Source organism: Microbispora sitophila, assembly GCF_014892245.1.
In the GTDB taxonomy this organism is placed as follows: domain Bacteria; phylum Actinomycetota; class Actinomycetes; order Streptosporangiales; family Streptosporangiaceae; genus Microbispora; species Microbispora siamensis.
Genome location: NZ_JADBGC010000001.1, coordinates 460,867 through 487,264, shown reverse-complemented (window position 1 = coordinate 487,264; position 26,398 = coordinate 460,867). Strand labels below are relative to the sequence as shown.

At 72.9% G+C, this 26,398-nt stretch carries 20 protein-coding genes; 16 read left to right on the top strand and 4 right to left on the bottom strand.

Going from position 1 to position 26,398, the window contains the following annotated elements:
• The first annotated feature begins 6 nt into the window (after positions 1 to 6).
• Positions 7 to 294, top strand: a complete 288-nt coding sequence (locus tag IL992_RS02225) for a hypothetical protein (protein ID WP_079315904.1) — start codon at positions 7 to 9, stop codon at positions 292 to 294.
• Positions 295 to 357: 63 nt separating this feature from the next.
• On the opposite strand, the gene IL992_RS02220 is transcribed toward IL992_RS02225, so the two are convergent.
• Positions 358 to 1,101, bottom strand: coding sequence for a DUF427 domain-containing protein (locus tag IL992_RS02220; RefSeq protein ID WP_193201599.1), 744 nt, complete (start codon positions 1,099 to 1,101; stop codon positions 358 to 360).
• Positions 1,102 to 1,228: 127 nt separating this feature from the next.
• Here IL992_RS02220 and cysS point away from each other — a divergent pair, with 127 nt between their 5' ends.
• Both cysS and IL992_RS02210 read left to right on the top strand, forming a co-directional pair.
• Positions 1,229 to 2,584, top strand: coding sequence for a cysteine--tRNA ligase (cysS, locus tag IL992_RS02215; protein ID WP_193201598.1), 1,356 nt, complete (start codon positions 1,229 to 1,231; stop codon positions 2,582 to 2,584).
• A gap of 162 nt (positions 2,585 to 2,746) precedes the next feature.
• Positions 2,747 to 3,544, top strand: coding sequence for a calcium-binding protein (locus IL992_RS02210; protein WP_193201597.1), 798 nt, complete (start codon positions 2,747 to 2,749; stop codon positions 3,542 to 3,544).
• 465 nt (positions 3,545 to 4,009) lie between these two features.
• On the opposite strand, the gene IL992_RS02205 is transcribed toward IL992_RS02210, so the two are convergent.
• Entirely contained in the window at positions 4,010 to 5,122 is a 1,113-nt protein-coding gene (locus IL992_RS02205; RefSeq protein ID WP_193201596.1) for a glycosyltransferase family 4 protein, read from the bottom strand.
• 160 nt (positions 5,123 to 5,282) lie between these two features.
• On the opposite strand from IL992_RS02205, the gene IL992_RS02200 reads away from it, so the two are divergent.
• The 5 genes from IL992_RS02200 (at position 5,283) to IL992_RS02180 (ending at position 12,608) form a co-directional block, all read left to right on the top strand.
• Positions 5,283 to 6,095 (top strand): PIG-L deacetylase family protein, encoded by an 813-nt coding sequence (locus tag IL992_RS02200; RefSeq protein WP_193201595.1) that lies wholly within the window; start codon positions 5,283 to 5,285, stop codon positions 6,093 to 6,095.
• Positions 6,096 to 6,183: 88 nt separating this feature from the next.
• Positions 6,184 to 7,269 (top strand): lysylphosphatidylglycerol synthase domain-containing protein, encoded by a 1,086-nt coding sequence (locus IL992_RS02195; RefSeq protein ID WP_193201594.1) that lies wholly within the window; start codon positions 6,184 to 6,186, stop codon positions 7,267 to 7,269.
• Between the two features lie 170 nt (positions 7,270 to 7,439).
• The gene (locus IL992_RS02190) at positions 7,440 to 10,814 is read left to right on the top strand and encodes an AfsR/SARP family transcriptional regulator (protein WP_193201593.1); all 3,375 of its coding nucleotides are present in this window, start codon (positions 7,440 to 7,442) and stop codon (positions 10,812 to 10,814) included.
• A 329-nt stretch (positions 10,815 to 11,143) separates the two neighbouring features.
• Positions 11,144 to 11,680, top strand: a complete 537-nt coding sequence (locus tag IL992_RS02185) for a DedA family protein (protein WP_193201592.1) — start codon at positions 11,144 to 11,146, stop codon at positions 11,678 to 11,680.
• Positions 11,673 to 12,608: a D-alanyl-D-alanine carboxypeptidase family protein gene (locus IL992_RS02180; protein WP_193201591.1), complete on the top strand. Its 936-nt coding sequence runs from the start codon at positions 11,673 to 11,675 to the stop codon at positions 12,606 to 12,608. The genes IL992_RS02185 and IL992_RS02180 overlap by 8 nt, the downstream gene beginning before the upstream one ends.
• On the opposite strand, the gene IL992_RS02175 is transcribed toward IL992_RS02180, so the two are convergent.
• The gene (locus IL992_RS02175; RefSeq protein ID WP_193201590.1) at positions 12,595 to 13,404 is read right to left on the bottom strand and encodes a TrmH family RNA methyltransferase; all 810 of its coding nucleotides are present in this window, start codon (positions 13,402 to 13,404) and stop codon (positions 12,595 to 12,597) included. The genes IL992_RS02180 and IL992_RS02175 overlap by 14 nt on opposite strands.
• Before the next feature lie 113 nt (positions 13,405 to 13,517).
• Between IL992_RS02175 and IL992_RS02170 the strand changes: the two genes are divergently transcribed.
• The 3 genes from IL992_RS02170 (at position 13,518) to IL992_RS02160 (ending at position 17,845) form a co-directional block, all read left to right on the top strand.
• A complete protein-coding gene (locus tag IL992_RS02170; protein WP_193201589.1) occupies positions 13,518 to 15,278 on the top strand; it encodes a substrate-binding and VWA domain-containing protein in 1,761 nt (586 codons plus the stop codon).
• 147 nt (positions 15,279 to 15,425) lie between these two features.
• Complete coding sequence (locus tag IL992_RS02165; RefSeq protein ID WP_193201588.1) at positions 15,426 to 17,108, top strand: sigma factor-like helix-turn-helix DNA-binding protein; 1,683 nt, start codon at positions 15,426 to 15,428, stop codon at positions 17,106 to 17,108.
• A 197-nt stretch (positions 17,109 to 17,305) separates the two neighbouring features.
• Entirely contained in the window at positions 17,306 to 17,845 is a 540-nt protein-coding gene (locus tag IL992_RS02160; protein WP_193201587.1) for a hypothetical protein, read from the top strand.
• Here the strand turns inward: IL992_RS02160 and pdxR are convergent.
• A complete protein-coding gene (gene pdxR, locus IL992_RS02155; protein WP_193201586.1) occupies positions 17,823 to 19,208 on the bottom strand; it encodes a MocR-like pyridoxine biosynthesis transcription factor PdxR in 1,386 nt (461 codons plus the stop codon). The genes IL992_RS02160 and pdxR overlap by 23 nt on opposite strands.
• A gap of 68 nt (positions 19,209 to 19,276) precedes the next feature.
• On the opposite strand from pdxR, the gene IL992_RS02150 reads away from it, so the two are divergent.
• The 5 genes from IL992_RS02150 (at position 19,277) to IL992_RS02130 (ending at position 26,370) form a co-directional block, all read left to right on the top strand.
• A complete protein-coding gene (locus IL992_RS02150; protein WP_193201585.1) occupies positions 19,277 to 19,924 on the top strand; it encodes a pyridoxamine 5'-phosphate oxidase family protein in 648 nt (215 codons plus the stop codon).
• A gap of 60 nt (positions 19,925 to 19,984) precedes the next feature.
• Positions 19,985 to 22,249 (top strand): serine/threonine-protein kinase, encoded by a 2,265-nt coding sequence (locus IL992_RS47470; RefSeq protein WP_193201584.1) that lies wholly within the window; start codon positions 19,985 to 19,987, stop codon positions 22,247 to 22,249.
• A 124-nt stretch (positions 22,250 to 22,373) separates the two neighbouring features.
• Positions 22,374 to 24,005, top strand: a complete 1,632-nt coding sequence (locus IL992_RS02140) for a serine/threonine-protein kinase (protein WP_193201583.1) — start codon at positions 22,374 to 22,376, stop codon at positions 24,003 to 24,005.
• Complete coding sequence (locus tag IL992_RS02135) at positions 24,006 to 25,340, top strand: protein kinase family protein (RefSeq protein WP_193201582.1); 1,335 nt, start codon at positions 24,006 to 24,008, stop codon at positions 25,338 to 25,340.
• 19 nt (positions 25,341 to 25,359) lie between these two features.
• The gene (locus IL992_RS02130; RefSeq protein ID WP_193201581.1) at positions 25,360 to 26,370 is read left to right on the top strand and encodes a DUF2510 domain-containing protein; all 1,011 of its coding nucleotides are present in this window, start codon (positions 25,360 to 25,362) and stop codon (positions 26,368 to 26,370) included.
• The last annotated feature ends 28 nt before the right edge of the window (positions 26,371 to 26,398 follow it).

The window sequence follows — 26,398 nt, the reverse complement described above, 5'->3', positions numbered from 1 at the left end:
CTGACCATGACGACGGTAGACCGCAGCGAGGCGATGGACCACCTGGAGAGGCTCGCCGCGCAGCTCGAGGCCCACTCCTTCCAGGTACGCCTGACGGCGCCGGCCGGCCTCTATCCGCGTCTGCGCGTCATCAACCCCATGGAGCCCACGATGGCCGAGGACGTGCTCGCGTCCAACGCCAGCGACGGCGAGTGGTGGTACTGGCTGTCCTGGGCCGGCCGGATCGGGCACGCCTCCGACGTGGTCACCGCCGCCGAGCGCATCGCCAGCGTCCTCCACGTCATCCGCCGCTGAGCAAACCCGCTGAGTCACCCGCGGCACGGCTCCGGGCCGGCCCGGCCCGCGATTCCTCCTCGGTCAGGCGAACTTGGACTTCGGTCGGTCCTGGAGGACGCCGTCGACGTACACGTCCACCTTCTCGTCGTAGAAGGCGACCAGCCCGGCGATCTTCTGGGACTCCGCGAGCGGCGTGGGATACGACCAGACGAGGTCCTTGCCGGACTCGTCCTCGCCGACCGACCAGTACACCGCGCGGCCCTTGTAGGGGCAGTGCGTCACGGTCTCGGACGGGCGCAGCAGGTCCAGCCGCACGTCGGTCTTGGGCAGGTAGTAGCGCGGCGGCAGGCCGGTCTCGAACAGGATGCGCGGGCTGCGCGAGTCCGCGACGGTCACGCCGCCCACCTCCACCCGGACGTGGCGCGAACTGGCCAGGATGTCCACCCGGGTGTACGGGTCGCGGGCGTGGACGAAGACCTCCTCGTCCTCCTCGAACCAGTTGTCCATCGCGTTCCAGTCGAAGCGGACGTGGCCCCGGATCTGCTCCAGCGGCGCGTCGTCCCCGTACACGAGGGCGGCGCCCGGCCGGCCGGCCACGTCGTGGACCTCCGCGTCGCCCCTGCTGGGCGAGTGCCGCGTCTCTCCGGTCGCCTTCAGCTCCTCCACGCGGACGTCGTCCGCCGGGAAGTAGTACGTCGGGTAGTAGGGGACCTCCCAGACCAGCAGGGCCCGGGTGGTGTCGGCCACCGTCCGGCCCTCGACGTAGACACGCACGCGCTTGGCCGTCGTCTCCACCCGGACGCGGCCCCGTTTCGTCGGCTCCATGTCTGGGCCAACCAGCGGGCGGATCGTCCTTATTCCCCGGCCTCACAATCGCCATTTCCCGGTGTGCGGGTCCCGGGTCGGCCCGCGCTATCGACAGCGAGCGGATAAGTCGCTTACCCTCGGCTAGGTGGGTCTTCGCCTTTACGATACGCATCGCCGCGCCGTCCGCGATTTCGTCCCCCGAATTCCCGGAATGGTGTCGATTTATCTCTGCGGTCCCACCGTCGTCGTTCCGCCGCATGTGGGGCAGCTCCGATCGCAGGTGACTTTCGACATCCTGCACCGCTGGCTGAAAATCAGCGGATACGAGGTCCTGCTCTGCCGGAACGTCACCGACATCGAGGACAAGATAATTCACCGGGCCATTTCCGAGGGGGTTCCCTGGTGGCGGATCACCGATCCCGTCCACCGCGCCTTCGTCCGCACGTACACCGCCCTGGGATGCCTTCCGCCCAGCGTGGAGCCGCGGGCGACGGGACACATCCCGGAGATGATCGAGATGGTCGAGCAGCTCGTCGCGTCCGGGCACGCCTACGAGTCCGACGGCAACGTCTATTTCTCGGTCGGCTCCTACCCCCATTACGGGTCGCTCTCCCGGCAGCAGGCAAGGCATCTGAGGGCAGCCGAGGAAAACGAGCACGGAAAACGCGATCCGCGCGATTTCGCGCTGTGGAAGAGCGCCAAACCCGGCGAGCCGGTGTGGAACTCACCCTGGGGCGAGGGGCGCCCGGGGTGGCACCTGGAATGTTCCGCGATGGCCCGCAGATATCTGGGCGCGGAATTCGACATCCACGGCGGCGGGGCCAATCTGATATTCCCGCACCACGAGAACGAGATGGCCCAGTCGCGAGCCGCCGGGGATTCGTTCGCGCGATTCTGGCTGCACAACGGGCCGGTGACGCACCGGGGTGAGAAGATACGCAAACACCTCCGCAATCCGCTGGCCGTCCCGGCCCTGCTCGACCGCGTACGGCCGGCCGAACTCCGCTATTACCTGGCGGCGGCCCATTACCGGTCACCGGTGGAATTCAGCCCCGACGCCCTGGACGAGGCGGCGGCGGCCTACCGGCGCGTCGAGAGGTTCGTGCTGCGGGTGGCCGCCGACTCCGCCGCGTCCCTTCCCCCGCAGTTCAGCGAGGCCATGGACAACGACCTGAACGTGCCGCAGGCCCTCGCGGCCGTGCACGGCGCGGTGGCCGAGGGCAACGCGGCGCTGGCGTCCGGGGACCGCGAGCGGGCGGCCGGGAAATGCCGGTCGGTCCGGGCCATGCTGAATGTCCTCGGCCTCGATCCGCTCAGCGAGACCTGGCATCGGGAAACGCATCTGCAGGAAGTCGCGGGGGCCGTACTCCGCGTGGTCCGCAATCTCGCCGCCGCCAGCTCCCGGCAGGGAGATCACGAACGCGCGCGGATCATGGAGCAGCACATCGAGAGAGCGCTCGCAAAACGGCGCCAAATCGAGCACGCCGCGCTTATCAGATAGATCTTGATCGCCCGGCCGGCGGGTGAGCGCTCACATCCCGGCCGGGCCCGGCCTCGCCACGTGGACCGTTCCCTTTCCCGCCGTGCCGTCTATTGACCCCGTCCCACGATGCGTACAACCCTGGGGTTCACTTTGCCCCGGTTCGTGTGAAGGGACTCCCCCATGACCAGCCATCTGTCCGCACGCCGACGGCTGCTCGTAGCGCCGGCGGCGGTGCTGGCGCTCGCCTTTCCCCCCGCCGGCGCCGCGGCGGCCGAGCCCGCCTACGCCGGCACGTGCACGGTCTCCCAGACGACGCTCATCTATACGGCGACGCCGGGGGTGGCCAACGAGGTGACCGTCCAGGCGCCCGGGCTCGCCGGCTACTCCCTGGCGGTCCAGGACGAGGCGGGCCCGATCAAGGGCTGCAGCCCCGATCCCCGCAACGGGGAGGCCGTCCTGGTGGGCAACGTGATCAAGAAGATCAAGGTCGTGGCCGGCGACGGGGACGACGTCGTGGTCATCGCGGCGGACATCAACGTCCCCCTGCCCACGGTGGTGTACGGCGGCGACGGCGACGACGAGCTCAGGGGCGGGCGCGGCAGGGACGACCTGCGCGGCGGCGCGGGCGACGACGACCTGCGCGGCGGGGACGGCGACGACCGCCTGCGCGGCGAGGCCGGCGACGACGTGTTGCGCGCCGGAAACAACGACGACACCCTCGACGGCGGCAAGGGCGCCGACGACGTACGCGGCGACGCCGGAAACGACGAGGTCAACGGCGGCCCCGGAGACGACGAACTACGCGGGGGCGCGGGCGACGACGAGCTCAACGGCGGCGCGGGCGACGACGACCTGAGCGGCAACGCCGGAAACGACGAGCTGAACGGGGGCAGCGGCGGCGACGGCCTCAACGGCGGGGCCGGCACCGACGACTGCAACGGCGGCCCCGGCGCGGACAGGACCACGGCCTGCGAGTAGCTCCGACGGCCGTCCGCGACGCGCGGGTGACCGAGAAGCGCACGTTACAAGAACAAGAACTGACGCGCGGAGGATAATTTCGACCAATTCATGGGAATCATGACGGCACCAGCTGACGGACACCGCCGAAAGGAGGGCCCCGATGAAGAAGGTGCAGATCGTGCCGCGACCGCGGCCACCGAGAACTCCCGCCCCGGTCGACCTGCGCACCCCCTCGGGAAGGGTCCTCCCCTACTAGACCCCGGTGGCCCGGATCGGGAGTGTCTGACAAATGCTGCCCGTCGCGAGCGTGGATCCAGGTGGATGCGTCGCAAGGCGGAGGAGGAGCCCATAGCGGAGCTATGGGCGTCTTTCCCGGGCCCCGCGGGAATCCCGAGCCTGCGAGGGATTTTCATGGGTGGGGCGACAACGCAGCGAGGCGCCGCCTGGGCCACGCGCAGCAGGGCTTGATTTGTCAGGCACGACCTAGTTCCTGGCCAGCTCGTAGCAGTGGGCGAAGCCCTCAAGCACGGCGGGCCAGGAGCACCGGACCGGCTCCGTCTCCCGGTTGTGCTCGGCGATCGACTGACGCAGAGCGGAGTCGCGAGCCAGCCGTACGACCGAGGCGACGAGGTCGTCGAACGTGCGGCCCAGCAGGCCCTCCTTGCCCGGCCTGACGAAGTCGGCCACGCCGCTCTGCGCCCGCGCGACCACCGGCACGCCGGCCGCGCGTGCCTCCAGCGCGGCCAGGCCGAACGACTCGCGCGGGGCCGGGGCCACGAACACGTCGGCCACGGCCAGCAGGTCCTTGATCTGGTCCCGGCTGTACCTGCCCGGCAGGGACACCCACCCCATCCGGCGCGCCCGCAGGTAGCGCTCCATGCGCCCGCGAGCGGGGCCGTCGCCCACGATCGTCGCGCGCATCGCGATGTCCCTCGGCACCCGGTTGCGCGCCGTCTCCAGCAGCTTGAGCAGCCGCAACGGCTGCTTGCGCGGCGCCAGCCTGCCGACCGCCACCACGTGAACGGCGTCGTCCACCCGCCCGTCCCCGATGATGTCCCGTACGGAATCGGGCTCGGGCCGCCACGAGGTCACGTCCAGGCCGTTCGACACCACCTGCACCGGCACACGGGGCCCGGCGACGGCGCGGATGGGGCGCGCGGCGGCCTCGCTCACGGCGGTGAGAACCAGGCCCCAGCGCCGCCACTCGAAGGCCGCCTGCAGCGCCCGGTAGACGCCCCGGGTGACCGGGTCCCACATGCTGTGGACGGTCGCGATCACCGGCAGCCCGGCCCGGACCGCCGCGTGCACTCCCATCCACGCGAACGGCGAGACCGCCCCCGTGTGGACGTGCACCACGTCGAACCGTCCGCTCGCCATGATCCGGAGCAGGTGGGCCGTGCCGCGCGGATGGACCGGCAGGTCGAACGGGAGGTTCGCGACCACCCGGTGCACTCCGGGCAGCCGCTCCCCCGGGGTCGCCGTCACCACCTCGACCGTGTGGCCCGCCTCGCGCTGAGCCCTGACGAGGTCGGCGACCTGCACCTCGATCCCTCCGAGCCGCGGCAGGTAGCAGTCGCTGACGTGAAGAATCCTCACCGGGTCAGCGTGGCAGAGCACGCCACGCCCATCAAACCGCACGCCTATTCGGACTGCTCACAGGGAGGGCGGCGTCACTCGGCCCGGGCCACGTGGGATCATGGGCGGAACCGGCAGCGCAGACGAGTGGAGCACGCATGACGACGTTCCGTGGGGCGCGATGAGGACGGCGGTGTTCTTCCACGCCCATCCCGACGACGAGGCGCTGCTGACCGCCGGGACCATGGCCATGCTGGCCAACGAGGGGCACCGCGTGGTGCTCGTCGTCGCGACGGCCGGCGAGCGCGGCCTCGCCGACCTCCCCCACGGCGAGGAGCTGGGCAGAGCCCGCATGGACGAGTTGCACCGCTCGGCCGCGGCCCTGGGCTGCGCCCGGGTCGTGCTGCTCGGCTACGGCGACTCCGGCCTGGCGATCGACGGCGGCGTGGCCGACGACCGGCCGGACAACGCGTTCATCGACGCCGACATCGAGGAGGCGGCGCAGCGGCTGGCCACGGTGCTCAAGGAGGAGACGGCCGACCTGCTCACGATCTACGATCCGGCCGGCGGCTACGGACACCCCGACCACGTGCAGGTCTACCGGGTCGGAAGCCGGGCCGCCGAGATCGCCGGGACGCCCATCGTGCTGGAGGCGACGGTCGACCGCGACCTGCTGCTCAAGGGCGTACGGCTGGCCTCCCGGTTCTACCCGGCGATCGACGTGCGGAGCTTCGAGCGGGCCTACTCGCCCCGGGACGCGATCACCCACCGGGTCAACGTGCGCAAGTACGCCAAGGCCAAGCGGGCGGCGATGGCGGCCCACGCCAGCCAGGCCACCGGCGGCGACGGCGACCGGACGCTGGGCGCGATGCTGAAGATCCCCGGATTCGCCTACCGCTTCGTCTTCGGCACCGAGTGGTACGTACGCCGCGGCCTGCCCCGCGGCACCCGCCTGCGGCATCCGTTCGACGGCAGCCCGCAGGCCACCCCCTAAGGGTCGTGATCCTCCGGCAGGAGGATACGGCCGCCCCCGCGGCCCGGCAGACTGGAGAGGACCGACACCGGACTGGGGGCGTACGCGGGTGAACAGGAAGTGGCTGCAGATCGCGCTGTCTGTGGTGTCGCTCGGGCTGGCCGCGGCACTGGTGCTCTATCTCCCGGAGATCGTGCACACGTTGACAGGCGCCACCGTGAGCTGGACGGAGATCGGCCACCAGTTCGGCGGTCTCGGGTGGCAGACGATCGCGCTGATGACCCTCCTGTGGCTGGCGAGCCTGTGGGCGTACACGTTCGTGATGACCTCTGCCCTGCCCGGTCTCACGCACATGCAGGCGCTCACGCTCAACGCGGCGGGAAGCGCGGTCAGCAACCTGCTGCCGTTCGGCGGGGCGGCGGGCGTGGCCCTGACGTTCGGCATGACCCGCGGCTGGGGCTTCGCCAACCGGCCGATCGTCGTCTACACGCTGGTCACCGGCATCTGGAACTCGCTATTTCGGTTCATCCTGCCCGCCGTGGGGATCCTGTGCCTGCTGATCGCGGGCAAGGCCACCAATCCCACGGTCGCCAACGCGGGCTGGGTCGGGGCCGTCTCGATCCTCGTCCTCGTCGCCGTCGTCGCCACGGCGCTGTACTGGGACCGCGCCGCCGCCGTCCTCGGCCGCGTCCTGGACGGGATCGTACGGCTCGCGCCCCGGCGGTTCCGCCCGGCGGAGCACGCGGCGTCGGCGGCGATCGAACGGCTGCGCAGGGACACGGCCGGCATCATCCACAGCCGGTGGGCGGGCCTGTCGCTCGGGATGGTCGCCTTCCTCGTCCTGCAGTGCCTGATCATGGCCGCCTGCCTGGTCGCCACCGACTCCTACCCGGGACCGGCCGAGACCGTCGCCGTCTTCGCGCTGAGCCGCGTCCTCACCACCGCCCTCGTCACGCCCAGCGGGGCGGGGATCATGGAGGGGGGCGTCGCCACGCTGCTGATCGGGGCGTTCGGCCAGCCCGCCGGCGGGGCCACCGCGGCCGCCGTGCTCTTCGGCTTCTGGACCTACACCATCGAGATCCCGTGGGGCGGGCTCGCGCTCGGCGGATGGGCGCTGCTGCGCAGGCGGGAGACCCGCGCCGCGGCCGCCGGGGCGGGATCGGCCGCCTCCCCGCACCGCACCCGCGTCCGCTGATCAACTGCGGGTCACCCTGCCGATCTCCTACACTCGCGGGACGAGAAGGTGAGGGTGTCCGGGTTGGTGAATGCCTTGTGCCCCTTCGCGGGCGCGCATACGGTGACGCCTGAGATAGGACGACCAGCGGCGGCCGGCAGGCACGACGCACGACAGCGGAGGAGCGCTGGATGAGCCCCCCGACGAGCCCGGTGTCGTTCCGGGTCCTGGGGCCCGTGGGGGCGCACGACGGCACCGACGAGCTCGACCTCGGCGGGCTGCGGCAGCGCGCGGTGCTGGCCCGTCTGCTGGTGGCGCGCGGCCAGGTCGTGCCCGTGGACACCCTGCTGTTCGACCTGTGGGACGACGACACCGCCAAGGGCGCCCAGTCGGGGTTACAGGTCTACATCTCCCGGCTGCGCCGCGTGCTTGAGCCGAACCGCCCACGCGGCGGGCCCAACCGGCTGCTCGTGACCGTCGCGTCGGGGTACGCCCTGCGCGCCGCCCCGGAACAGGTGGACGCGCTGCGCTTCGAGGCCGTGGTCCGCTCGGCCGGGGAACGGCTGGAGGAGAGCCCACAGGCCGCCCGGGGCCGGCTGGACTCGGCGCTCGCGCTCTGGCAGGGCACGCCGTACTCGGACTTCGCCGACCAGTCCTGGGCGGAGGCGGAGGTGGCGCGGCTGAGCGAGCTGCGCCTGGTGGCCAGGGAGCGGCACGCCGACGCCGGGCTGCGGATGGGCCTGCACGCCGAGACCGTGCCCGACCTGGAGGCGCTGACCACCGAGCACGCCCTGCGCGAGGAGGGCTGGCGGCTGCTCGCGCTCGGCCTGTACCGGTGCGGGCGGCAGGGCGACGCGCTCGCCGCGCTGCGCCGGGCCCGCACGATCCTGTCCGACGAACTGGGCATCGACCCCGGGCCGGCGCTGCGGAAGCTGGAGTCGGACATCCTGTCCCAGGACCCCGGGCTCGACCTCGTGCTCCCCGCGCCCCGGCGGCCCGCCGAGATCACCGCGACCTGGCCGCCCCGGCCGCTCGCCACCGGCGACGCCCCGCCGCTGGAACCCGAGCCGTTCGTCGGCCGCGACGCCGAACTGGCCGCGCTCGCCGCCGCCGCGCCCCGCGCCCAGGCGGGCCGGTTCACCGTCACCGTGGTCAGTGGAGATCCCGGCGCGGGGAAGACGACGCTGGTGCGGCGGCTGTTCGAGCGGCTGGAGGGTGACGGCTGGATAGGGGCGACCGGAGGCTGCCCCGACAGCACGGCGACCCCGCCCGGCTGGGCCTGGGTCGAGGTGCTGCGCGCCCTGGTCGCCCGCAGGGGCGCGGGCGAGTACGCCGCGCTGCTCGCGCCGCTGCTCGACGACGCCGCCGCCGGAAGCCGATCGACGACCGCCGACGACGAGGCGTCGGGCGGTTTCCGGCTGCACCGGGCCGTCGGCGGCTACCTGTCGGCCGTGGCGCGCGAGGCCCCGCTGCTGATCCTCCTGGAGGACCTCCACTGGGCCGACGACCAGACGCTGGCGCTGCTGCGCGCGCTGCCCAGCCTGCTCGCGGCCAGCCGCGTGCTCGTCGTGGTGACCTGCCGCGACGGCGAGCTGAACGACCAGCAGCAGGACGTGCTGGCCGCGCTGGCCAGGCTCGACCCCGTACGCGTGGGGCTCGGCGGCCTCGACGACGCCGCCGTGGCGGAGCTCGTCCGGGCGACCTGCGTGCGCGAGGTGGACGACGAGGTCGTCAGCACGATCGTCGAGCGGGCCGGGGGCAACCCGTTCTTCGTCAAGGAGACGGCCCGGCTGTTCGAGGCCGAGGCCGACATCTCCGAGGTGCCCTCGGGCGTGCGCGACGTGCTGCGGCGGCGGATCGCCCGGTTGCCCGAGCGGGCCCAGCAGGTGTTGCTGCAGGCCGCCGTGATCGGCCGCGACGTGGACGTGGACGTCCTGGTCGACGTGTCCGGCGACGAGGACGCCGTGGTGGACGCGGTCGAGGCGGCCCTGCTCGCCGGGCTGGTGACCGAGCCGGGCCCCGGCCTGCTCAGGTTCGATCACGACCTGGTCAGGGACACGATCTACTCGGACGCCTCCCGGTTGCGCCGCTCGCGCCTGCACGCCGCGGTCGCCTCGGTGATCGAGCAGCGCAGCCCGAACGACGTGGCCGCGCTGGCCCACCACTACGACGCGGCGGGCACGGTGGAGACCGCCGCGAAGGCCGTACGGTACGCCGGGCTGGCGGCCGAGCAGGCCGAGCGCAGGTTCGCCCACCGGGAGGCCGCGACGCTCTGGCAGCAGGCCATCGCCGCCTTCGACCGTGCTCACACGGGCCGGGCCCGCGAGGGCCGTGGATCGGTACGCGACCGGCTCGAGCTTCAGCTGCGGATGATCAGGGCGCTGGCGCTGTGCGGGGACATGACCGCCGCCCGCGCGCACCGGGGGGAGGCGATGTCGGTCGCGCTGCCCCTGGGCGATCTGGAGCTGACCGCCCGGGTCGCGGCGGCGCTCGCGGTGCCGCACAAGGGGATCGCCCGCGACTTCACGCGCACGGCCTGGGAGATCGTCGACGTCACCGAGAAGGCGCTGGTCGAGCTGCCGGAGGGCGAGCAGTCGCTGCGGGCCAGCCTGCTCGCGACGCTGGCCCTGGAGCTGGAGGGATCGGCCACCGAGCGTGGCTACCAGGCGTCGCTGGAGGCCGAGGAGCTGGCCAGGTCGAGCGGCGACCCCGCGCTGCTGGCGATGGCGCTGAGCGGCCGGCTGCGGCAGTCGTACACGCTGACGCAGGTCGACGAGCGCGAGACCATCGGCCGTGAGCTGCTGCGGGTCGGGGCGGAGTCGGGCCAGATCGCGGTGCAGACGCTGGCGCACCTCGTGCTGCTGGAGTGCGCGGCGGCCCGCGGCGACTTCGCCGAGGCCGACGAGCACCTCGCGCAGGCCGAACGCCTCGGACGGCAGTACGCCCTGCCCGCCCCGGCGGCCGTCGGCGCGTGGTACGCCGGGCAGCGGCTGATGATCACCGGCGACTACGCGGGGGCCGAGCGGGCCTACCGGAACGCGGCGCGGCTGACCGCGCGGGCCGGCATGCTCGAAGGCCGCCAGGACCTGCCGCTGATCGCCACGTTCTGCCTGCACCTGGTGGACGGGCGGGCCGCCGAGATGGCCGAGCCGCTGGGCGAGGCCCACCAGCGCGGCGCGAAGTGGACGCTGGACGCCTACGCCGTGGCGCTCGCCTCGGCCGGGCACGTCAGGGACGCGCGGGTGGTGGCCGCGAGCCGGGAACCGGTCCGCACCGACTTCCTCTACGAGCTCACCCTCATCTGGCGGGCGCTCGCCGGGATGCTGCTGGACGACGAGGGCCGGATGCGGGAGGCGTACGAGAAGCTGGCGCCGTTCCGCGACCGCATCGCCGGGGCCGGCACCGGCGTGGTCGCCCTGTGGCCGGTGGCGAAGACGCTCGGCGACCTCGCCGTACGGCTCGGCCTGCCGGCCCGCGACCACTACGACAAGGCGCTGGCCGTGGCCGAGCGGGTGGGCGTGCCCCGCTGGGTCGCCGAGGCCCGCGAGGCGCTGACGGGCAGGTGAGCGGACAGGTGTGAGCGGGGGAGGCAACGTTTGGCGGAGGCGAAGGGGAGGCAACGTTTGCCGGAGGCGAAGGGGAGGCAACGTTTGCCGGAGGCGAAGGGGAGGCAACGTTTGCCGGAGGCGAAGGGGAGGCAACGTTTGCCGGAGGCGAAGGGAAGGGAGAGTTCGCGAAGGCCCCTGTCTCAACGCGAACCCGTCGCCTCTCGTCTCCTCAGGTGTACAAAGGACGGATTGATCACCGGTTGACATCCGCTTGCAATCGGCGCGATCCGGGGCGCTAAGGTGAGGCTTGCCTTAATGACTGCCTCCATGACCGGCGGTGAGAGCACGTGCGGATCCCTGACCCTACGGCCGCCTCCGTGTTCGGCCTCCCTCTGTGGCTGGTCGTCGCGGTCGGTGCGGTCGCCCTGTTCGGCGCGTTCCAGGTGTACTACTGGGTCGGCCGCAGGCTCGGCGAGGCGCTCTACCGCTCGCGCATGGGCCGCAGGATCGGCCGGGAGCGCATCGAGCGCGTGGAGAACGTGGTGCGCCGGTGGGGCGCGCTCGCCGTGTACGGCTGCTTCTGGGTGCCCGGCCTGCGGCACACGCTGCCGTGGGTCGCGGGGGCGCTGCGGGTGGACTACCGCTGGTACGTGGTGGCCAGCGCGCTCGGCTGCCTGACCTGGGTGCCGGTGGCCTCCTTCGGCCTCTACTCGCTGCTGTGGGCCTGGCTGTCGCTGGCGGCCCGGTCCCCCGGGCTGGCCGCCGCCGCGGTCGCGGTCGTGGCCCTGGCCGTCGCCCTCCTCGTACGGCGCCGCCGGAAGAGGGGCCGGAACGGGGACGCACCCGCCGTGTCCGAAGCCGTGCGATCATGTCGGGATGCGTAACGGGGTAATCATCGCGCTGGCCGCCGCCCTCGTCACGGCAGGGGCCGCCGCCGCGCCCGCCCAGGCCGCGCCCACCCACGCCGCGCCCGCCACGACCACACCCACCCAAGCCGCGCCCACCAAGACCAGGCAGGCTCCGTCGGTCACGGCCAGGGAGGCCTACCTGGTGGACACCATGGACGGAACGGTCCAGTTCGCCAAGCGCGAGTCACGCCGGGTGCCGGTCGCGAGCCTGACCAAGGTCATGACCGCCTACGTGGTCCGGCGGGAGGCCCGGCTGGACGACGTGGTGACCATCACGAAGGCCGACGTACGGTACGCGACGGCCGGCGGGGCCGCGACGGCGGGCCTGCGGGCGGGTGAGCGGCTCACGGTGCGCGACCTGCTCTACGGGCTCATGCTCCCCTCGGGCGCGGACGCCGCCCACGCCCTGGCCGAGCGGTACGGCCCGGGGACGGCGAAGTTCGTCGCCAAGATGAACGACGCGGCACAAGCTCTCGGCCTGCGCGACACCCGCTACGCCAACGCCGACGGGATGCCGTCGAAGGCGTACTCCACCGCCCGCGACCAGGCGACGCTGGCCCTGGCGGCGCTGCGCGACCCCGTGATCGCGTCCGTCGTCAAGACGCCCAAGCGGGTGGTCGGGAAGTCGGCCCTCCACCGGGGGCACGTGTGGCGCAACACCAACGACCTGCTGGACGACGGCGCGGTGGGGCTGAAGACCGGCTTCACCAACCAGGCCGGCTACTGCCTGTCGTTCGCCGCCGTCCGGGGCGGGCGCACGTACGTGGGGGTCGTGCTGGGCGAGCGCAGCGACAAGGCGAGGTTCGCCACGGCACGCAAGCTGCTCGACTGGGTTTCCGAGGGGGCCGCTTCCGAGGGGGCCACCGGAGGAGTCGCCGAAGGGGCCGGGGTCACGCTCCCCTGAGCAGGCCGTGGCAGGCGATGGCCGCGGCGGCCACCACGTTCAGGGAGTCGACGCCGAGGTCCATCGCCCGCGAGCTCATCGGGATGCAGACGGGCTGGTCGGCCTCGTGCAGCCAGTGGGACGACAGCCCGTCGCCCTCCGAGCCGAGCATCAGCGCGACCCGGCCGGACAGCGGGGCCTTGTCCAGCGGCACGGCCGACTGATCGGGCGTGAGCGCCAGCAGGCGGAACCCGGCCGCCCTGATCTCCGCCAGGCCGCCGTGCCAGTCGGTCATCCGGGCGTACGGGATCGCGAACACCGCCCCCATCGACACCTTGACGGCCCTGCGGTAGAGGGGATCGGCGCAGCGCGGCGACAGCACGATCGCGCCGACGCCGAGCGCCGCCGCGCAGCGGAAGATCGCCCCCACGTTGCCGTGGTCGACCAGGTCCTCCAGGACGAGGATCCGCGACCCCGCGCCCGCGAGGAGTTCGCCGACGGAGGGAAGCGGAGTGCGCTCCATCGCGGCGAGCGCGCCCCGGTGCACCTGGAAGCCGGTGATCCCCTCCATCACCCGGTCGGAGACCACGTAGACGGTGGCGTCCCCCACGACGTCGGTCAGCGCGTCGAGCCACTTGGCCGTCGTCAGCACCGAGCGCACGGGATGGCCCGCTCCGATCGCCCGCCTGATGACCTTCTCGCCCTCGGCGACGAACAGCCCGCGCTCGCTCTCGACGCTCTTGCGCAGATCGACGTCGCGCAGCCGCACGTAGTCCGACAGGCGCGGATCGGCGGCGTCCTCGACCGGGATGACCACGGGCCTCAGCGTACGGCCAGGTAGAACACTCCCGCACACTCGGCGCAAGATGTGGCTTTTGCCAGTATCGTTCCGTAAACCTGTTACGGCCAGTCGACACCGGAGAGAGCACCGTGGGCGGACGACACCGCACAGACGAACTCGATGGCGGCTTCGACCCCCAGTACGAGCCCCCGCCGCCGCCGCGGCGGCGGGCCGGCCGGGGGACGGTGTTCGTCCCGCTGGCCGGAGCGGTCGCCCTGGCCGTGCTCCTCGGCGTCGCCGCGTACGTGGTGGTGAACAAGAGCCCGGGGTGCGCCGGCGAGAAGGTCAAGCTCTCGGTCGTCGCCTCGCCCGACATCCAGCCGGCCGTCCAGAAGATCGCCACCAGGTTCGGCAAGTCGGGCAGGGCCGTCGACGGCAAGTGCGTCGCCGTCACGGTCAAGGCCGCCGAGTCGGCCGACGTCGCCAACGCGATGGCGGGCACCGGTCCCACCAGCGGCAAGCTGGACCCCGACCTGTGGATCCCCGACTCCAGCCTGTGGCTGAGCGGCGTCAAGGACGCGCCCGAGCCCGCCGGGAACGCCGCCAGCACCCCCGTCGTGCTGGCCGCCTCCAAGACCGGCGCGGACAAGCTCCAGTCGGCCTTCAGCCCGAGCTGGACCGGCCTGATGAGCGCGGCGAACGCCGCCAACCCCGACGGCCTGGCGCGGAAGGTGCGCGTGCTCGCGCTCGACCCCACGCAGAACGCCGCCGGCCTCGGCGCGCTGCTGGCCGGGTCCGCCGTGCTCACGCAGGGAGGCGGCAGCGAGGAGACGCTCGTGGGCGTGCTCCGCCAGTTGTCGGAGTCCACCGTGTCGACCCCCGACAGCATGTTCGCCACATTGACCAAGGCCGCGGCCCGCATCCCGGTGGGCGTGACGTCCGAGCAGGCCGTGTGGTCGTACAACACGACGACGACCCCCTCGAACCCGGCGGTCGCGCTGTACCCGGCCGAGGGCACGGTCAGTCTCGACTACCCGATCTTCGTCACGGCGAAGGACGCCACGACGCGCAAGGCGGCCCAGGCCCTGGCGACCGAGGTGACCTCGCCCAACGGCAGGAAGACCGTCCAGGACTACGGCTTTCGCACGCCCGACGGCAAGGGCGGCAGCCTGCTGAAGCCCGACAACGGCGTGAACGCCAAGAAGCCGGCCGCGATCCCGCTGCCGGACGCCGCGACCGTCACCCGCCTCTCGCAGGCGTGGCACCAGATCAAGCTCGGCACCAGGCTGCTCTCCCTCATCGACATCTCCGGGACCATGGCGCTGCCCGCCGACAAGACCGGCGTCACCCGGATGCGTGCGATCACCGGCCTCACCGTCGAGGGCCTGAAGCTCTTCCCGGACAAGGCCGAGGTGGGCATCTGGGCCTTCTCCGACAACCTGCGCGGCGAGGGCGTCGACTGGAAGCCCGTCGTGCAGATCGGGCCGCTGGCCCAGCAGATCAACGGGGTGACCCGCCGCGAGGTGATCATTCAGGCGATGCGCCAGGCGAAGGCCATCCCCACGGGCAACACGGGCCTGAACGACACCCTGTGGGCCGCCTACCAGAAGATGACCAAGGAGTACGAGCCCGACAAGGTCAACACGATCCTGCTGTTCACCGACGGCGTCGGCAACGACGACCCGAACGGCGGCATCTCCAACGCCGAGATCCTGCGGAAGCTGAAGGACGCCTACGACCCCAAGCGGCCGGTGAGCATCCTGATCATCTCGTTCAACACGCAGAAGGACGAGGACCGGGCGCAGATGACCTCCATCGCCAAGGCGACCGGCGGCGCCGCCTACTTCCCCCAGACGGTCCTGGAGATCCGCAACATCTTCCTCAAGGGCATCGCCCGCCGCCTGAAGTAACAGCAGTATCTTTTTTCGCAGGTCATGCCGGTTGGGCATGGCTGCCGGGCATGACCGTGTGATCCGTAAACGACGCCGGAGGGGACGGCGTCCCACTCGTGTGGGGACCGGCGAGACCAGGTTCCGTCACACGGGGAGGAATGTTCGTTGCCCGAATGGCCCGGCGTCGGGCGAGCCGACGACCACCGACTGCTGGAGGCGCTGCGGCGCGGGGGCGGCACCGACGCCCAGGCCCCGGCCGCGCTGTACGACGCCTATGCCGACCGGCTGAGCGACTACGCGTACGCGCTGGTGCGCGACCTCGACGCGGCGGCGCGGGCGGTGCACGACGCGCTCGTCGCCGCGTCCTGCTGCGCGGACCGGCTGAAGGAGCCGGCCCGGCTGCGGGCGTGGCTGTACGCGCTGACCCGGTTCCACAGCGCCGCCAGAAGAGAGGCCGGGCCCGTCACCGGGCCCGTCATAGAGTCGGAGGAGTCCGCGGACCCGCCGCTCGCCGCGCTGGTACGGGAGGCGCTTGGGGAGCTCGGCGACCACGAGCGCGAGGTGCTCGAACTCGCCGTACGCCACGGCCTGACGGCGGCCGAGATCGGATCGGTCCTCGGGCTCGCCTCCCGGCAGGTGTCCGCGCGGCTCACCCGGGCACGCGACCACCTGGAGAACGCCGCCGCGGCCCTCGTGCTGGCCAGGGTCGGCCGGGCCCACTGCCCGGAGCTGTCCGCCCTGGTCGACCACGGCGTGGGCGCCGCCTGGCAGGACGGCCCCCTCGGTCCTTCCGTACGCAAGCGGTTGAGCAGGCACATCGCGGCGTGTGAGATCTGCCGCGAGGGCCGGGCCAGGCACGTGTCCGCCGAGCGGCTGCTCGACATGATCCCCGTCGCCTTCCCCCCGCTCTCGCTGCGCAGCCGGGTGGTCGAGTCCGCGCTTCGGGCCGACCGGCGCGACGGCGCCGCCACCGCCGTCGTCACCGCCGAGTTCGACCGGCGCGGTTTCCCGGCGACCACCGGCAGGCGGGCAGGGCGTGGGCGGACAGGGCGCGGGCGGACAGGGCGCGGGCGGGCTCGCTCCCGCCCGCTGCGGATCGCCCCGGTCATGCTCGCCGCCGTCTGCGTGTTCGGCGCGGCCGGCGGGCTCGCGCTGGTCTCCGGTCAGGCTCCCGCCGAGCGGCTCGAGGCGATACGCGTACCTCCGACGGCGGCGCCCGGAGACCCGGCCCCTGAAGACCCTGCCCCCGGAGATTCCGAAGACCTGGCGCTGGGCCCGGAGGAAGGCGACCCACCCACGGCGACACCCGCCGCCTCCGGCGACGAGACACCCCCACCGGACAGTTCCCCCCAATCGGCCGCGACCGCCCCGCCCCACACCACCGCACCCTCGGGGCGGTCGCGGCCGTCTCCCACCCGTACGCCACGCGCACCCAGGCCGGCGCTGACGGCGCTGTGCCCCGGAGACCTGGGCGGGGCCGCGGGCGCGTCGATCACGCTGGCCGCGCGCGACGCCGTGATCGAGTGGACGGCCGTCACCACGGGCGGGATCGCGGTCTCGCCCCGGCACGGCAGGCTCCGCGCGGGCGCGAGCGGCCGGGTCACGCTCGCCGTCGTCGATCCCGGCGTCGCGGGCAGGGGCGTGGTGACCTTCCAGTCCTCGGCCGGCCGGCCCTCGTGCCGGGTGGCCTGGGACGGCCAGGAGGGGAACGGCGACGCCGACCCGGTGCCCGACCCGACCTCCGACACCACCACCGGTCCCACGTCCCGTCCCACGACCGAGTCCCCGGGCGAGTCGGGCGGCGGCCCGTCTCCGGCCGGCGACGCCGCGGCCACCCCCTCTTCCTGACGCATCCGTCACAAAATCACCAGTTGTTACACCAAAGTTGGAAGATTGGCACCCGCCAGTAACAATCAGGATTCGCGAGGTGTCAGCGGAAGTTTGAAAGGGGAAAAACGACGCGACCGAGGATTTGAGGGGGCATTGTGGCCCAAGCATGGCTGCCCGGCGCAAGCCGACTTCCCTCCCCCGGGGACTCCGGAGCGATGCTCGGAGGAGCCCCGAGGACCGTCTGGTTCATCTGGCCCGCCGATCCCCAAGGGGTCTCGGCCAGATCCGTCGCCCAGCGGCTGATCCAGCTCCGCCGGCCCTCCCACCTGGTGTGGAACCCGGTGACCGGGGAGATCGTCCAGTTGCTCCCGCCCACCAGGGCGGGCGGCGGGCTCGCCGCGGACCGCGGCAGGAACGGACGGATCTGCGTGCAGATCCAAGTCATCGGCTCGGCGAGGGAACCGTTCACCGACACCAAGCTCGACGGCCTGGACGACATCCTGGCCTGGCTCGACTCCTGGGAGGTACCGCGCCGCTGGCCGGCCGGCCCTCCGCTGCCCTATCCGCACTCTCTGGCCGCCGAGCGCAGCAAACGGCTGTGGGCGCGGGGCGGCCACTTCGGCCACTCCCAGGTGCCCGGCACCAGGGAGGGCGACCCGGGATCGATCGACATCGCCCGCATCATCGGCGAGGAGGCGCTCAACCTGGAGGTCCCCCTGCCCAGGAGCGAGCTCAGGCTCCTTCAGGAGGTATGAGCTCCCGGATCACCGCGCACCCGCGCCGCACGTCGGCCCGGGAGGCCGAGCCGTAGCCCAGCACGAGGCCGTGCACCCGAGGCGGGCCGTGGTGGTGGGCTTCGGTGGTGTCCAGGAGCACGCCGCGTTCCCCGGCCCGCCGTACGAGGCCGGGGACCACGCCGGCGGGCAGCGCGACCATCACATGGAGCCCGGCCGTGTCGCCCCGCACGTACGGCCCGAGCACCTCGACGATGGCCGCCCTCCGGCGGGCGTACTCCAGCCGCATCCTGCGCAGGTGCCGGTCGAGGTCGCCGCGTTCCAGCAGGGTCGCCACGGCCCGCTGGACCGGCCCCGGCGTGCGGTCGGCGAGGTGCATCCGGCGCTCGGCGACGGCGTCGAGCAGGTCGGCGGGGGCGACCAGCCAGCCGAGCCCGACGTCGGGACCGAGCGACTTCGACAGCGTGCCGAGCAGCACCACCCGCCCCGGGTCGAGCCCGTAGAGCGCGGGCAGCGGCGCGACGTCGTAGCGGAACTCGGCGTCGTAGTCGTCCTCGACGACGATCGCGCCGGTCCTGCGCGCCCAGGCGAGCAGCTTCTCCCTGCGCGGGATCGGCAGCCTGCCGCCGACCGGGAACTGGTGCGCGGGCGTGGTGTAGAGCACCCGCAGGTCGTCGGGGAGCGCCTCGACGATCACGCCCTGCTCGTCCACCGGGCAGGGCACGACCTCCGCCCCCCGGGAGGCGAAGATCCGCCGGGCGGCCCGCCAGCCCGGCTCCTCCACCCCGGCCCGGCTCCCCGGCCCGAGCAGCGTGGCGGCGATCAGGTCGAGGCCGTTGCCGGTGCCCCTGGTGACCATGACGTTCCCCGCGCCCACCGGCACGGCCCTGGCCCTGCGCAGGTGCTCGGCCAGCAGTTCGCGCAGCTCCGGATGGCCGTAGGGGTCGGGGAACGCGTTCAGCGCGAGCTCGCCGGCCGAGCGCCAGGCCCGCCGCCAGGCCGCCTCGTCGTACCCGAGCACCCACGGGCGACCCGGCCGCAGGTCCACCACTCCCGGGGGCGCCGGCGCGCGATGGACGGCCCCGCGAGCCTCGGCCGCCTGCGCGGCGGGCTTCTCGTACGGCAGCGCGTCGTCGGCCACGTAGGTGCCCGAGCCGTGCCGCCCGTCCAGCCACCCCTCGGCGTACAACTGCTGGTACGCGTCGGTCGCGACGGTCCTGCTGACCCCCAGCAGGGCGGCGAGGCCCCGCGTGGACGGCAGCCGCTCCCCCGCCCTGAGCCGGCCGGTGCGCATGGCCTCCCGCAGTTGGCCGGCCACCTGGACGGCGAGCGGCACCGGGGACTCGCGGTCCACCGCCAGCGGCACATCGATGGTCAGACGCAAAGTGGTCTCTCCGTATCGGCACAGAGTGGACGTGTTCCACCGGTCCACTTCGACCTAACGTAACGGACATGCTCTCCACAACCGCCCGTACCACCCTTAACCGCTCGAAGGACCGCGCCCGTACCGACCGCGCCGACCTGTACGCGATCCTGGACGCCGGCCTGATCTGTCACCTCGGAGTGCTGGCCGGCGAGTCCCCCATGGTGATCCCCACGGGCTACGGGCGGATCGGCGACACCCTCTACCTGCACGGCTCCACGGGTGCGACCTCGCTGCGGGCCGCGCTCGGCAACCCGGTCTGCGTCACCGTGACCCACCTCGACGGCGTCGTGCTGGCGCGCTCCGCGTTCCACCACTCCGTGAACTACCGGTCCGCCATGGTCTACGGCCTCGCCCGGATGGTGGACGACCCCGAGGAACGGCTCGCCGGCCTGCGGGCCATCACCGAGCAGCTCGCCCCCGGGCAGTGGGACGTCGTACGCCTGCCGGACCGCAAGGAGACGGCCGCCACCGCCGTGGTCGCCCTGTCCCTGGAGGAGGCGTCCGTGAAGGTACGGCAGGGGCCGCCGAAGGACGACGAGGAGGACTACGACCTGCCCGTCTGGGCGGGCGTGCTGCCGCTCACCGTGTCGTGGGGCGCTCCCGAGCCCGACCCGCGCCTCGCGCCAGGCATCCCGGTTCCCCCGCACATCAGGAACCGTCAGCCGCGGCTGTAAGCGGATTGCAAGCGGTTTCACCGACACTGCGGCCGACCTTTCATCAGCCAGGGAGGCCGCATGAGTTCCGCCGAGCACTGGAATGTGCCCGGTTACACGGTGACGCGTGAGCTGGGCGCGGGAGGCGGCGGCCGCGTCGTCCTCGCCGTCCACGAGTGGTCCGGCGCCCCGGTGGCGATCAAGTACCTGTCGGAGGACCTGCGCCGGGACGAGGGATTCGTCGCCCGTTTCCGGCAGGAGGCCCGCCTGCTCGTCGAGCTGGACGACCCGCACGTGGTGCGGCTCTATGAGTACCTGGAGACCGGGCGGGGCGCCGCGATCGTCATGGAACTGGTCGACGGCCCCACCCTGCGGGCGCTGCTGCGCGAGCAGGGCCCGACGGGCGCCGAGGCCGCGCTCGCCGTCCTCAAGGGCTCCCTGCTCGGCTTGGCCTGGGCACACGCGACCGGCGTCGTCCACCGTGACTACAAGCCCGAGAACGTGCTGGTCACCGCCGACGGAACGAGCAAGCTCGCCGACTTCGGCATCGCCGTGCGGGCCGGAGGAGCCCTCGGCTCCCCGGCCGGCACCCCGCCGTACATGGCCCCCGAGCAGTGGACGGGCACGGCCGCCTCACCGGCGTCCGACGTGTACGCCGCGACCGCGGTCTTCTTCGAGTGCCTGACCGGGCACCGGCCGTACCAGGCGACCGAGCACTCCGTCCTCCGGCACATGCACAGGACGGCGCCCGTGCCGGTCGAGGAGGTCCCCGAGCCGCTGCGGCACCTGGTCGCGCGCGGCATGGCGAAGGACCCCGCGCTACGGCCGGCGAGCGCGGCCGCGTTCGTCTCCGAGTTGGAGCGGGCCGCGGTGGCGGCGTACGGCCCGGCGTGGGAGGAGCGGGGCCGCCGCAGGCTGGCCGCGCTCGCCGCCACCCTGGCCGCGACGTTCCCGCTGAACCGGACGCGTCCCCCCGAGGCCGGCACCTCGCTGTTCACCACGACGCTGCGGTCGCTGAGGAGCAGGGGTGTCCTGCTCACCGCCGGGGCCGTGCTGGTGGTGGTCGCGGGCGGCGGCATCGGCGCGTACGCCCTCGGCTCGGCCGGGACGCGCACCGTCGCGGCGTCGCAGGAAACGAGCGCGGGGAACACGGGCGCGGGGAACACGGGTGTGCCTGCCACGGCGTCCGCGTCACCGGTCGTCCCTGAGGAGACGCCGAACGAGACGCCGCACGAGACCTTCTCGGAATCTCCCTCGCCGGCGTCCGCGGAGACGCCCGTGCGGAGCCCGTCCCCGGCGCCCACCCCGGCGCCCACCCCGGCACCCACGGTCAAGCCCTCTCCCAAGCCCTCTCCCAAACCTTCGCCGAGGCCCTCCGCGACACCCTCTGCGACACCCTCGGTGAAGCCGTCGCCCTCTCCCTCGCTCGTCAAGGTCGCCGACCTGGATGTGGGCGGGCTGTCGTACAAGGCCGGAGCCGGCGAGGACGGCGCGATCGGCGCCGGAACGGTCACCGTCAGGACGAACGGGCCGGGCAAGGTGACCCTGACCGTGCGCTTCACCGCCAACGGCACGGTGACCGCCACCCGCACGCTCACCCTCAGCGGCGCGACGTCCTACACCCGCACCGTCTCCGGCGACCTCGGCCACGTCTGCTCGGGCACCTGGGGCATGAGCGTGACCACCGGCCCCGCCGCGCCGGGCGGCGCCCGCGGGGCCACGGCGAAGGCGCCGCCGTGCCCGACCTCCGTCACCGGGCTGAAGGCCGGCACACCGGTCGTGTCCTCGGCCGGGGTCGCGACGGCGACCGTGACGGTGACCACCGACGGCACCGGCCCGGTGGACCTCACCGGACGGTTCTCCGCGCCCTCCGCCGGCGGCGGCACGAAGACGGTTCGTCTGTCCGGAGCGAGGACCTACACGCGGACGTTGTCGTACACCTTCTCGCGCCGCCCCTGCGGCGAGAGCGTCACGTTCGGCGCCTCGACCGATCCCGCGGCGCCGGGAGGCGCCGCGTCGCGTTCGGCCGCGGTGACCTGCCCCGCCTCCGTCAGCCAGGTGCGCGTGCAGAGCCTGGCCATAAGCGGGACGACGGCCACGGCCACCATCGCCGTCACCGCCGGCAACACCTCAGCGGTGCGGTTGGACCTCGCCTGGATGACCGGTGGCTCCACGGTGGCCACCCGCACCTTCAGCCTGTCGGGCAAGACCGGCTATACCGTCACGGCCTCGTACACCTACTCCCGCTGGCCCTGCGACTCCTACGGCGTCACCGCGTCGACCTCCCCGGCCGCGGCGGGCGGCGCCTCCACGATCACCCGGCAGACGGATTCGTGCATCAAATAACCCGGACGATCGTTGACAACTCAGACTGACTAAATCGTGACTTCTCGGCGCATGAGGCGGTCCGTCACTAAGCTACGGTCTCGTCATTTGGCGGGGGCCCCAGGCGATGAGGAGACAGACCGTTATGCACGGCCAGACGGGCGCCTGGCGCGTCCCCGGCTATACGGAGATTCGTGAACTCGGCACGGGGGGCGCCGGGCGGGTGGTGCTCGCACGGCACGACGCCGACGACATCCCCGTGGCGATCAAATACCTGTCCGACGAGATGATGGCGGACCTCCACTTCGTCGCCCGGTTCCGGCACGAGGCCCGCCTGCTCGCCGCCATGGACCCCAATCCTCACGCGGCCCGCTTCTACGAGTACGTCGAGACCGCGCGCGGCGCCGCCATCGTCATGGAACTCATCGACGGCGTCTCGCTGCGCGCGATGCTCCGCTCCGAGGGCCCGACCGGTCCCGAGGCCGCCCTCACCGTGCTGAAGGGCTCGCTGCTCGGCCTGGCCGCGGCGCACTCCATCGGCGTCGTCCACCGGGACTACAAGCCCGAGAACGTCATGGTCGAGGCCGACGGCACCAGCAAGCTCGTCGACTTCGGCATCGCGGCGCAGTCCGGCGAGGGGGTCAGGGCGGCCGGGACGCCGCCGTACATGGCCCCGGAACAGTGGTCGGGCGGCAAGGCCGGACCGTCGAGCGACGTCTACGCCGCCACCGTCGTCTTCTTCGAGTGCCTCACCGGCGGCCGGCCGTTCCGGGCGCAGAACATGGCCGCGCTGGCCCGCCAGCACCAGGCCACCCCTCCTCCGGTCGACGAGGTGCCGCCCCCGCTGCGCGACCTGGTGGAGCGCGGCATGGCCAAGCGGCCGCAGGACCGGTTCGCGTCGGCCGAGGAGTTCCTGCGGGAGCTCGAGGCCGTCGCCGCCGGCGCGTACGGCCCGGCCTGGGAGGAGCGCGGACGGCGCCGGCTCGCGGCGCTCGCCGGGCTGCTCGTGCCGTTCTTCCCGCTGAAGGAGAAGGCCCCCGAGACCGGCACCGCGCTGGCCGAGACGAGGCTCGGCGGGCTGCTGAGCCAGACCCGCATGAAGATCGGCCTGACCCTCGCCGGGATGGTCGTGATCGCGGGCGGAACGGTGGCGCTGGTCCAGACCGTGAGCGGCGGCACGACCCTGCAGGCCGGGACGACGATCGAGACGTCGAGCCCGCCCGCGGTCGATCCCTCGTCCATCGAGGTCGAGGACGACTCCGGCGACGACCCCACCGAGGAGCCGGAGGAGACCACCCCCACCCCGGCGGCCACCAAGCCCAAGCCCAGCGCGTCGCCGACGCCGGCCGTGCGGCCCACCGTGACCCAGCGGCCGACCCGCAGGCCCACCCCCTCGCCGAAGCCGAAGCCGACCGCCAAGCCCACGACCAAACCCACGGCCAAGCCCACGCCGAAGCCGTCGCCCAAGCCGGTTCCCTCGGACGAACCCACGGTCACAGTGGACCCGCCCGGCAACCCGCAGACGACCAGGCAGCCCAAGCCCACGGCGACCTCCAATCCCCCCACGACGCAGCCCTCCACCCAGCCCTCCACCCAACCTTCGCCCCAGCCCTCGACTGAGCCCTCGACCGACAACCCGCCCACGCTGACGCTCTCGCCCGGCTCTCCGTCAGGGGCTCCGACGGGTGTGCTCGCCGCCGGCCTGGTGACGACCGGCCTCGTTCCCGCCACACTGGCCATGGGACGCATGCGGGGACGGCACCGAAGGCGGCGGTAGATGCGAGAAGGCGTGACGGTCGCGGGGCACCGGCTCACCGGCCGCACCCGGCCCAGCGAGGTCGGCACCTGGGCGGACGCCGTCTCTCCGGACGGGCGGCCGTCCGGCGTGCTGCGCTTCGATCCCCGGGCCGCCGCGCCGGCCCAGGCCCGCGAACGACTCGTCGCGGCCGTCGGCGCCGACGTGCGTCTCCAGGGAGGCGGCCCGATCGGGCTGCTGCCCGTGATCGACCTGGTGGCCGCGCGTGACGAGGTCTGGCTGATCACCGCGCGGGCGACGCCGGCGGTCGCCGACCTGATGGCCGCCGGCCGCCTGGACCCGGGCGGCGCGGCGACCGTGCTCCTGGAGACCGCGCAGACGCTGCTCGCCGTGCACGCCGCAGGCTCGGCCCACGGCGCGCTGCATGCCGGGACCGTCGTGATCGGGGAGGACGGCTCGGTGCTGCTGGCCGAGCGCGGCCTGCTGCGGGCCCTGCGGGGCGAGCACGCGTCCGCGGAGCAGGACGTCACGGCCTGGGCCGCGCTCGCCGGCGCGCTGGCCGAGAACTGCGGTCAGGGGCACGCCTCGGCGGCGCTGCGGCGCGCGTCCGCCGCCGCGGCCCACGGGCTGGCCGCCGCGCGAGACACCCTGCTCGCCGAGCGCGACGCGTTCCCCGGCCTGGGCAGGGAACGCCTGGCCCACGCGGCACACGGCTTCGCCGCGCCCGCGGCCCCCGAACCTCCCGCGGGAGCTGCGACCGGCTCTTCCGGCGGGGAGGCGGTGACCCTGCTCGACCTGCCGGATGCGGCGGACGGCCCCGGCGACGTGATGATGCGGTTCGGGCCCGGGGTCCCGACCGAGACCACGGCGGCGCAGATCTGGCGGGCCGGGCAGACCTCCGCCGCCATCACGGCCACCCAGACCGGCGAGCCGGCTCCCCGGCGGCGCCGGAGGCGTACGACGGCGTGGGCCGGGACGTTGCTGCTGGCGATCCTGATCGCGGCGGTGATCCTGTGGCTGCGCCAGACGCCGGGCGCGCCGCTCGCGGTGAGCGACGTCGACGTCAAGGCACCCAAGAAGACGGTGCGCTGCGACGGCAGAGCCGATTTCGTGGGCGTCGTCACGACCAACGGCGAGGCCGGGACGATCCGCTACCTCTGGATCCGCAGCGACGATCGCAAGCCGCTGGAGCAGGAGCAGCGGGTCTCCTCGGGAGACATGTCGGTGGACCTCCCCCTGCACTGGAAGGTGACCGGATCGGGATCGTTCAAGGGCACGGCCACGCTCCGGGTCCTGTCCCCCACGACGACGGGGAAGCCGATCCAGGACAGGGCAAGTTTCACCTACAAATGCTGATTTCATTAGTGTGGCGCGCATGACGACGACCCCCGCCGGCTGGTATCCGGACCCGTACGGCTCCCCTCTCCTCCGTTGGTGGGACGGCACCCAATGGACCGACGCCACCCACGCTCCCGGGCAGGAGGCCGGGGCGCCGCCCCAGGCCCCGCAGCAGGCCCCCCAGCAGCAAGCCCCCCAGCAGCCTTCTCAGTGGACGCAGCCCATGTGGGGACCTCCGAACCACACGGCGCAGCTTCCGATGCCCGAGTTCGGCGCGCCGCGGCGTACGGCGCCGGTCTGGCCGTGGATCGTGGGCGGCATCGCGGCGGTGGTCGTGCTCGCGCTGGTCATCGGCGGCGCGGTCATCATCCTGCGCGATCGCGCAGGCTCGGCCCTCGCCCGGCCGGACACCACCGCGACGGCCCCGCAGCTCGACCAGACCGTGCCGCCCGAGCAGGAACCGCAGCAGTCCGCCCCGCCGCTGCCCCAGCTCCCCCAGCCGTCCGGTGGCCGCATCCAGGACCCGGCGACCGGCCTGTCGTACGCGTACCCGGGCGACAAGTGGCAGGTGCCGGAGTCGAAGGACGTCAACAACCCCGCCGACCAGAGGATGCCGCTGTGGACGAGCGGCTGTCAGGCGACGTCCCAGGCGAACTACGACGGCAGGGGCAACGACTGGGTCGGCAGCGTCTACACGGCCGAGGTGCCCCAGATCTTCCCCTACAGCGGCGCGCAGAGCTTCGGGCAGCTGTCCCAGACGCTGCTGCTCGCCTACGACCCGATCTTCTACGGCATCCAGCACGAGCGCAAGATCCTGCGCAACGAGGCGCTGACCGTGAGCGGCAAGCAGGGCTGGGTCATCGAGTTCGAGATGGACTTCACCAAGGTCGCCGAGGCCAACAACCTGAAGTGGAAGAAGGAGAAGGGCGCGATCATCCTCGTGGACCGCGGTCAGAACGCCCGTCCCGCGATGCTGTACGTCTCGGTGCCGGACAACCTGGACCAGTCCGTCATCAAGCGTGTGGAGGACTCGCTCCAATCTCAGTGACGTCCGCATTACCCTTCAGCATTACTCT

Bases quoted from the DNA above. Each gene is read 5' to 3' on its own strand.
- IL992_RS02200 (WP_193201595.1), top strand. From the start codon at position 5,283: ATGAGGACGGCGGTGTTCTTCCACGCCCATCCCGACGACGAGGCGCTG.
- IL992_RS02160 (WP_193201587.1), top strand. From the start codon at position 17,306: ATGCTCGGAGGAGCCCCGAGGACCGTCTGGTTCATCTGGCCCGCCGAT.
- IL992_RS02220 (WP_193201599.1), bottom strand. From the start codon at position 1,101: ATGGAGCCGACGAAACGGGGCCGCGTCCGGGTGGAGACGACGGCCAAG.
- IL992_RS02130 (WP_193201581.1), top strand. From the start codon at position 25,360: ATGACGACGACCCCCGCCGGCTGGTATCCGGACCCGTACGGCTCCCCT.
- IL992_RS02135 (WP_193201582.1), top strand. From the start codon at position 24,006: ATGCGAGAAGGCGTGACGGTCGCGGGGCACCGGCTCACCGGCCGCACC.
- IL992_RS47470 (WP_193201584.1), top strand. From the start codon at position 19,985: ATGAGTTCCGCCGAGCACTGGAATGTGCCCGGTTACACGGTGACGCGT.
- IL992_RS02210 (WP_193201597.1), top strand. From the start codon at position 2,747: ATGACCAGCCATCTGTCCGCACGCCGACGGCTGCTCGTAGCGCCGGCG.
- IL992_RS02180 (WP_193201591.1), top strand. From the start codon at position 11,673: ATGCGTAACGGGGTAATCATCGCGCTGGCCGCCGCCCTCGTCACGGCA.
- IL992_RS02150 (WP_193201585.1), top strand. From the start codon at position 19,277: ATGCTCTCCACAACCGCCCGTACCACCCTTAACCGCTCGAAGGACCGC.
- IL992_RS02225 (WP_079315904.1), top strand. From the start codon at position 7: ATGACGACGGTAGACCGCAGCGAGGCGATGGACCACCTGGAGAGGCTC.
- IL992_RS02190 (WP_193201593.1), top strand. From the start codon at position 7,440: ATGAGCCCCCCGACGAGCCCGGTGTCGTTCCGGGTCCTGGGGCCCGTG.
- IL992_RS02140 (WP_193201583.1), top strand. From the start codon at position 22,374: ATGCACGGCCAGACGGGCGCCTGGCGCGTCCCCGGCTATACGGAGATT.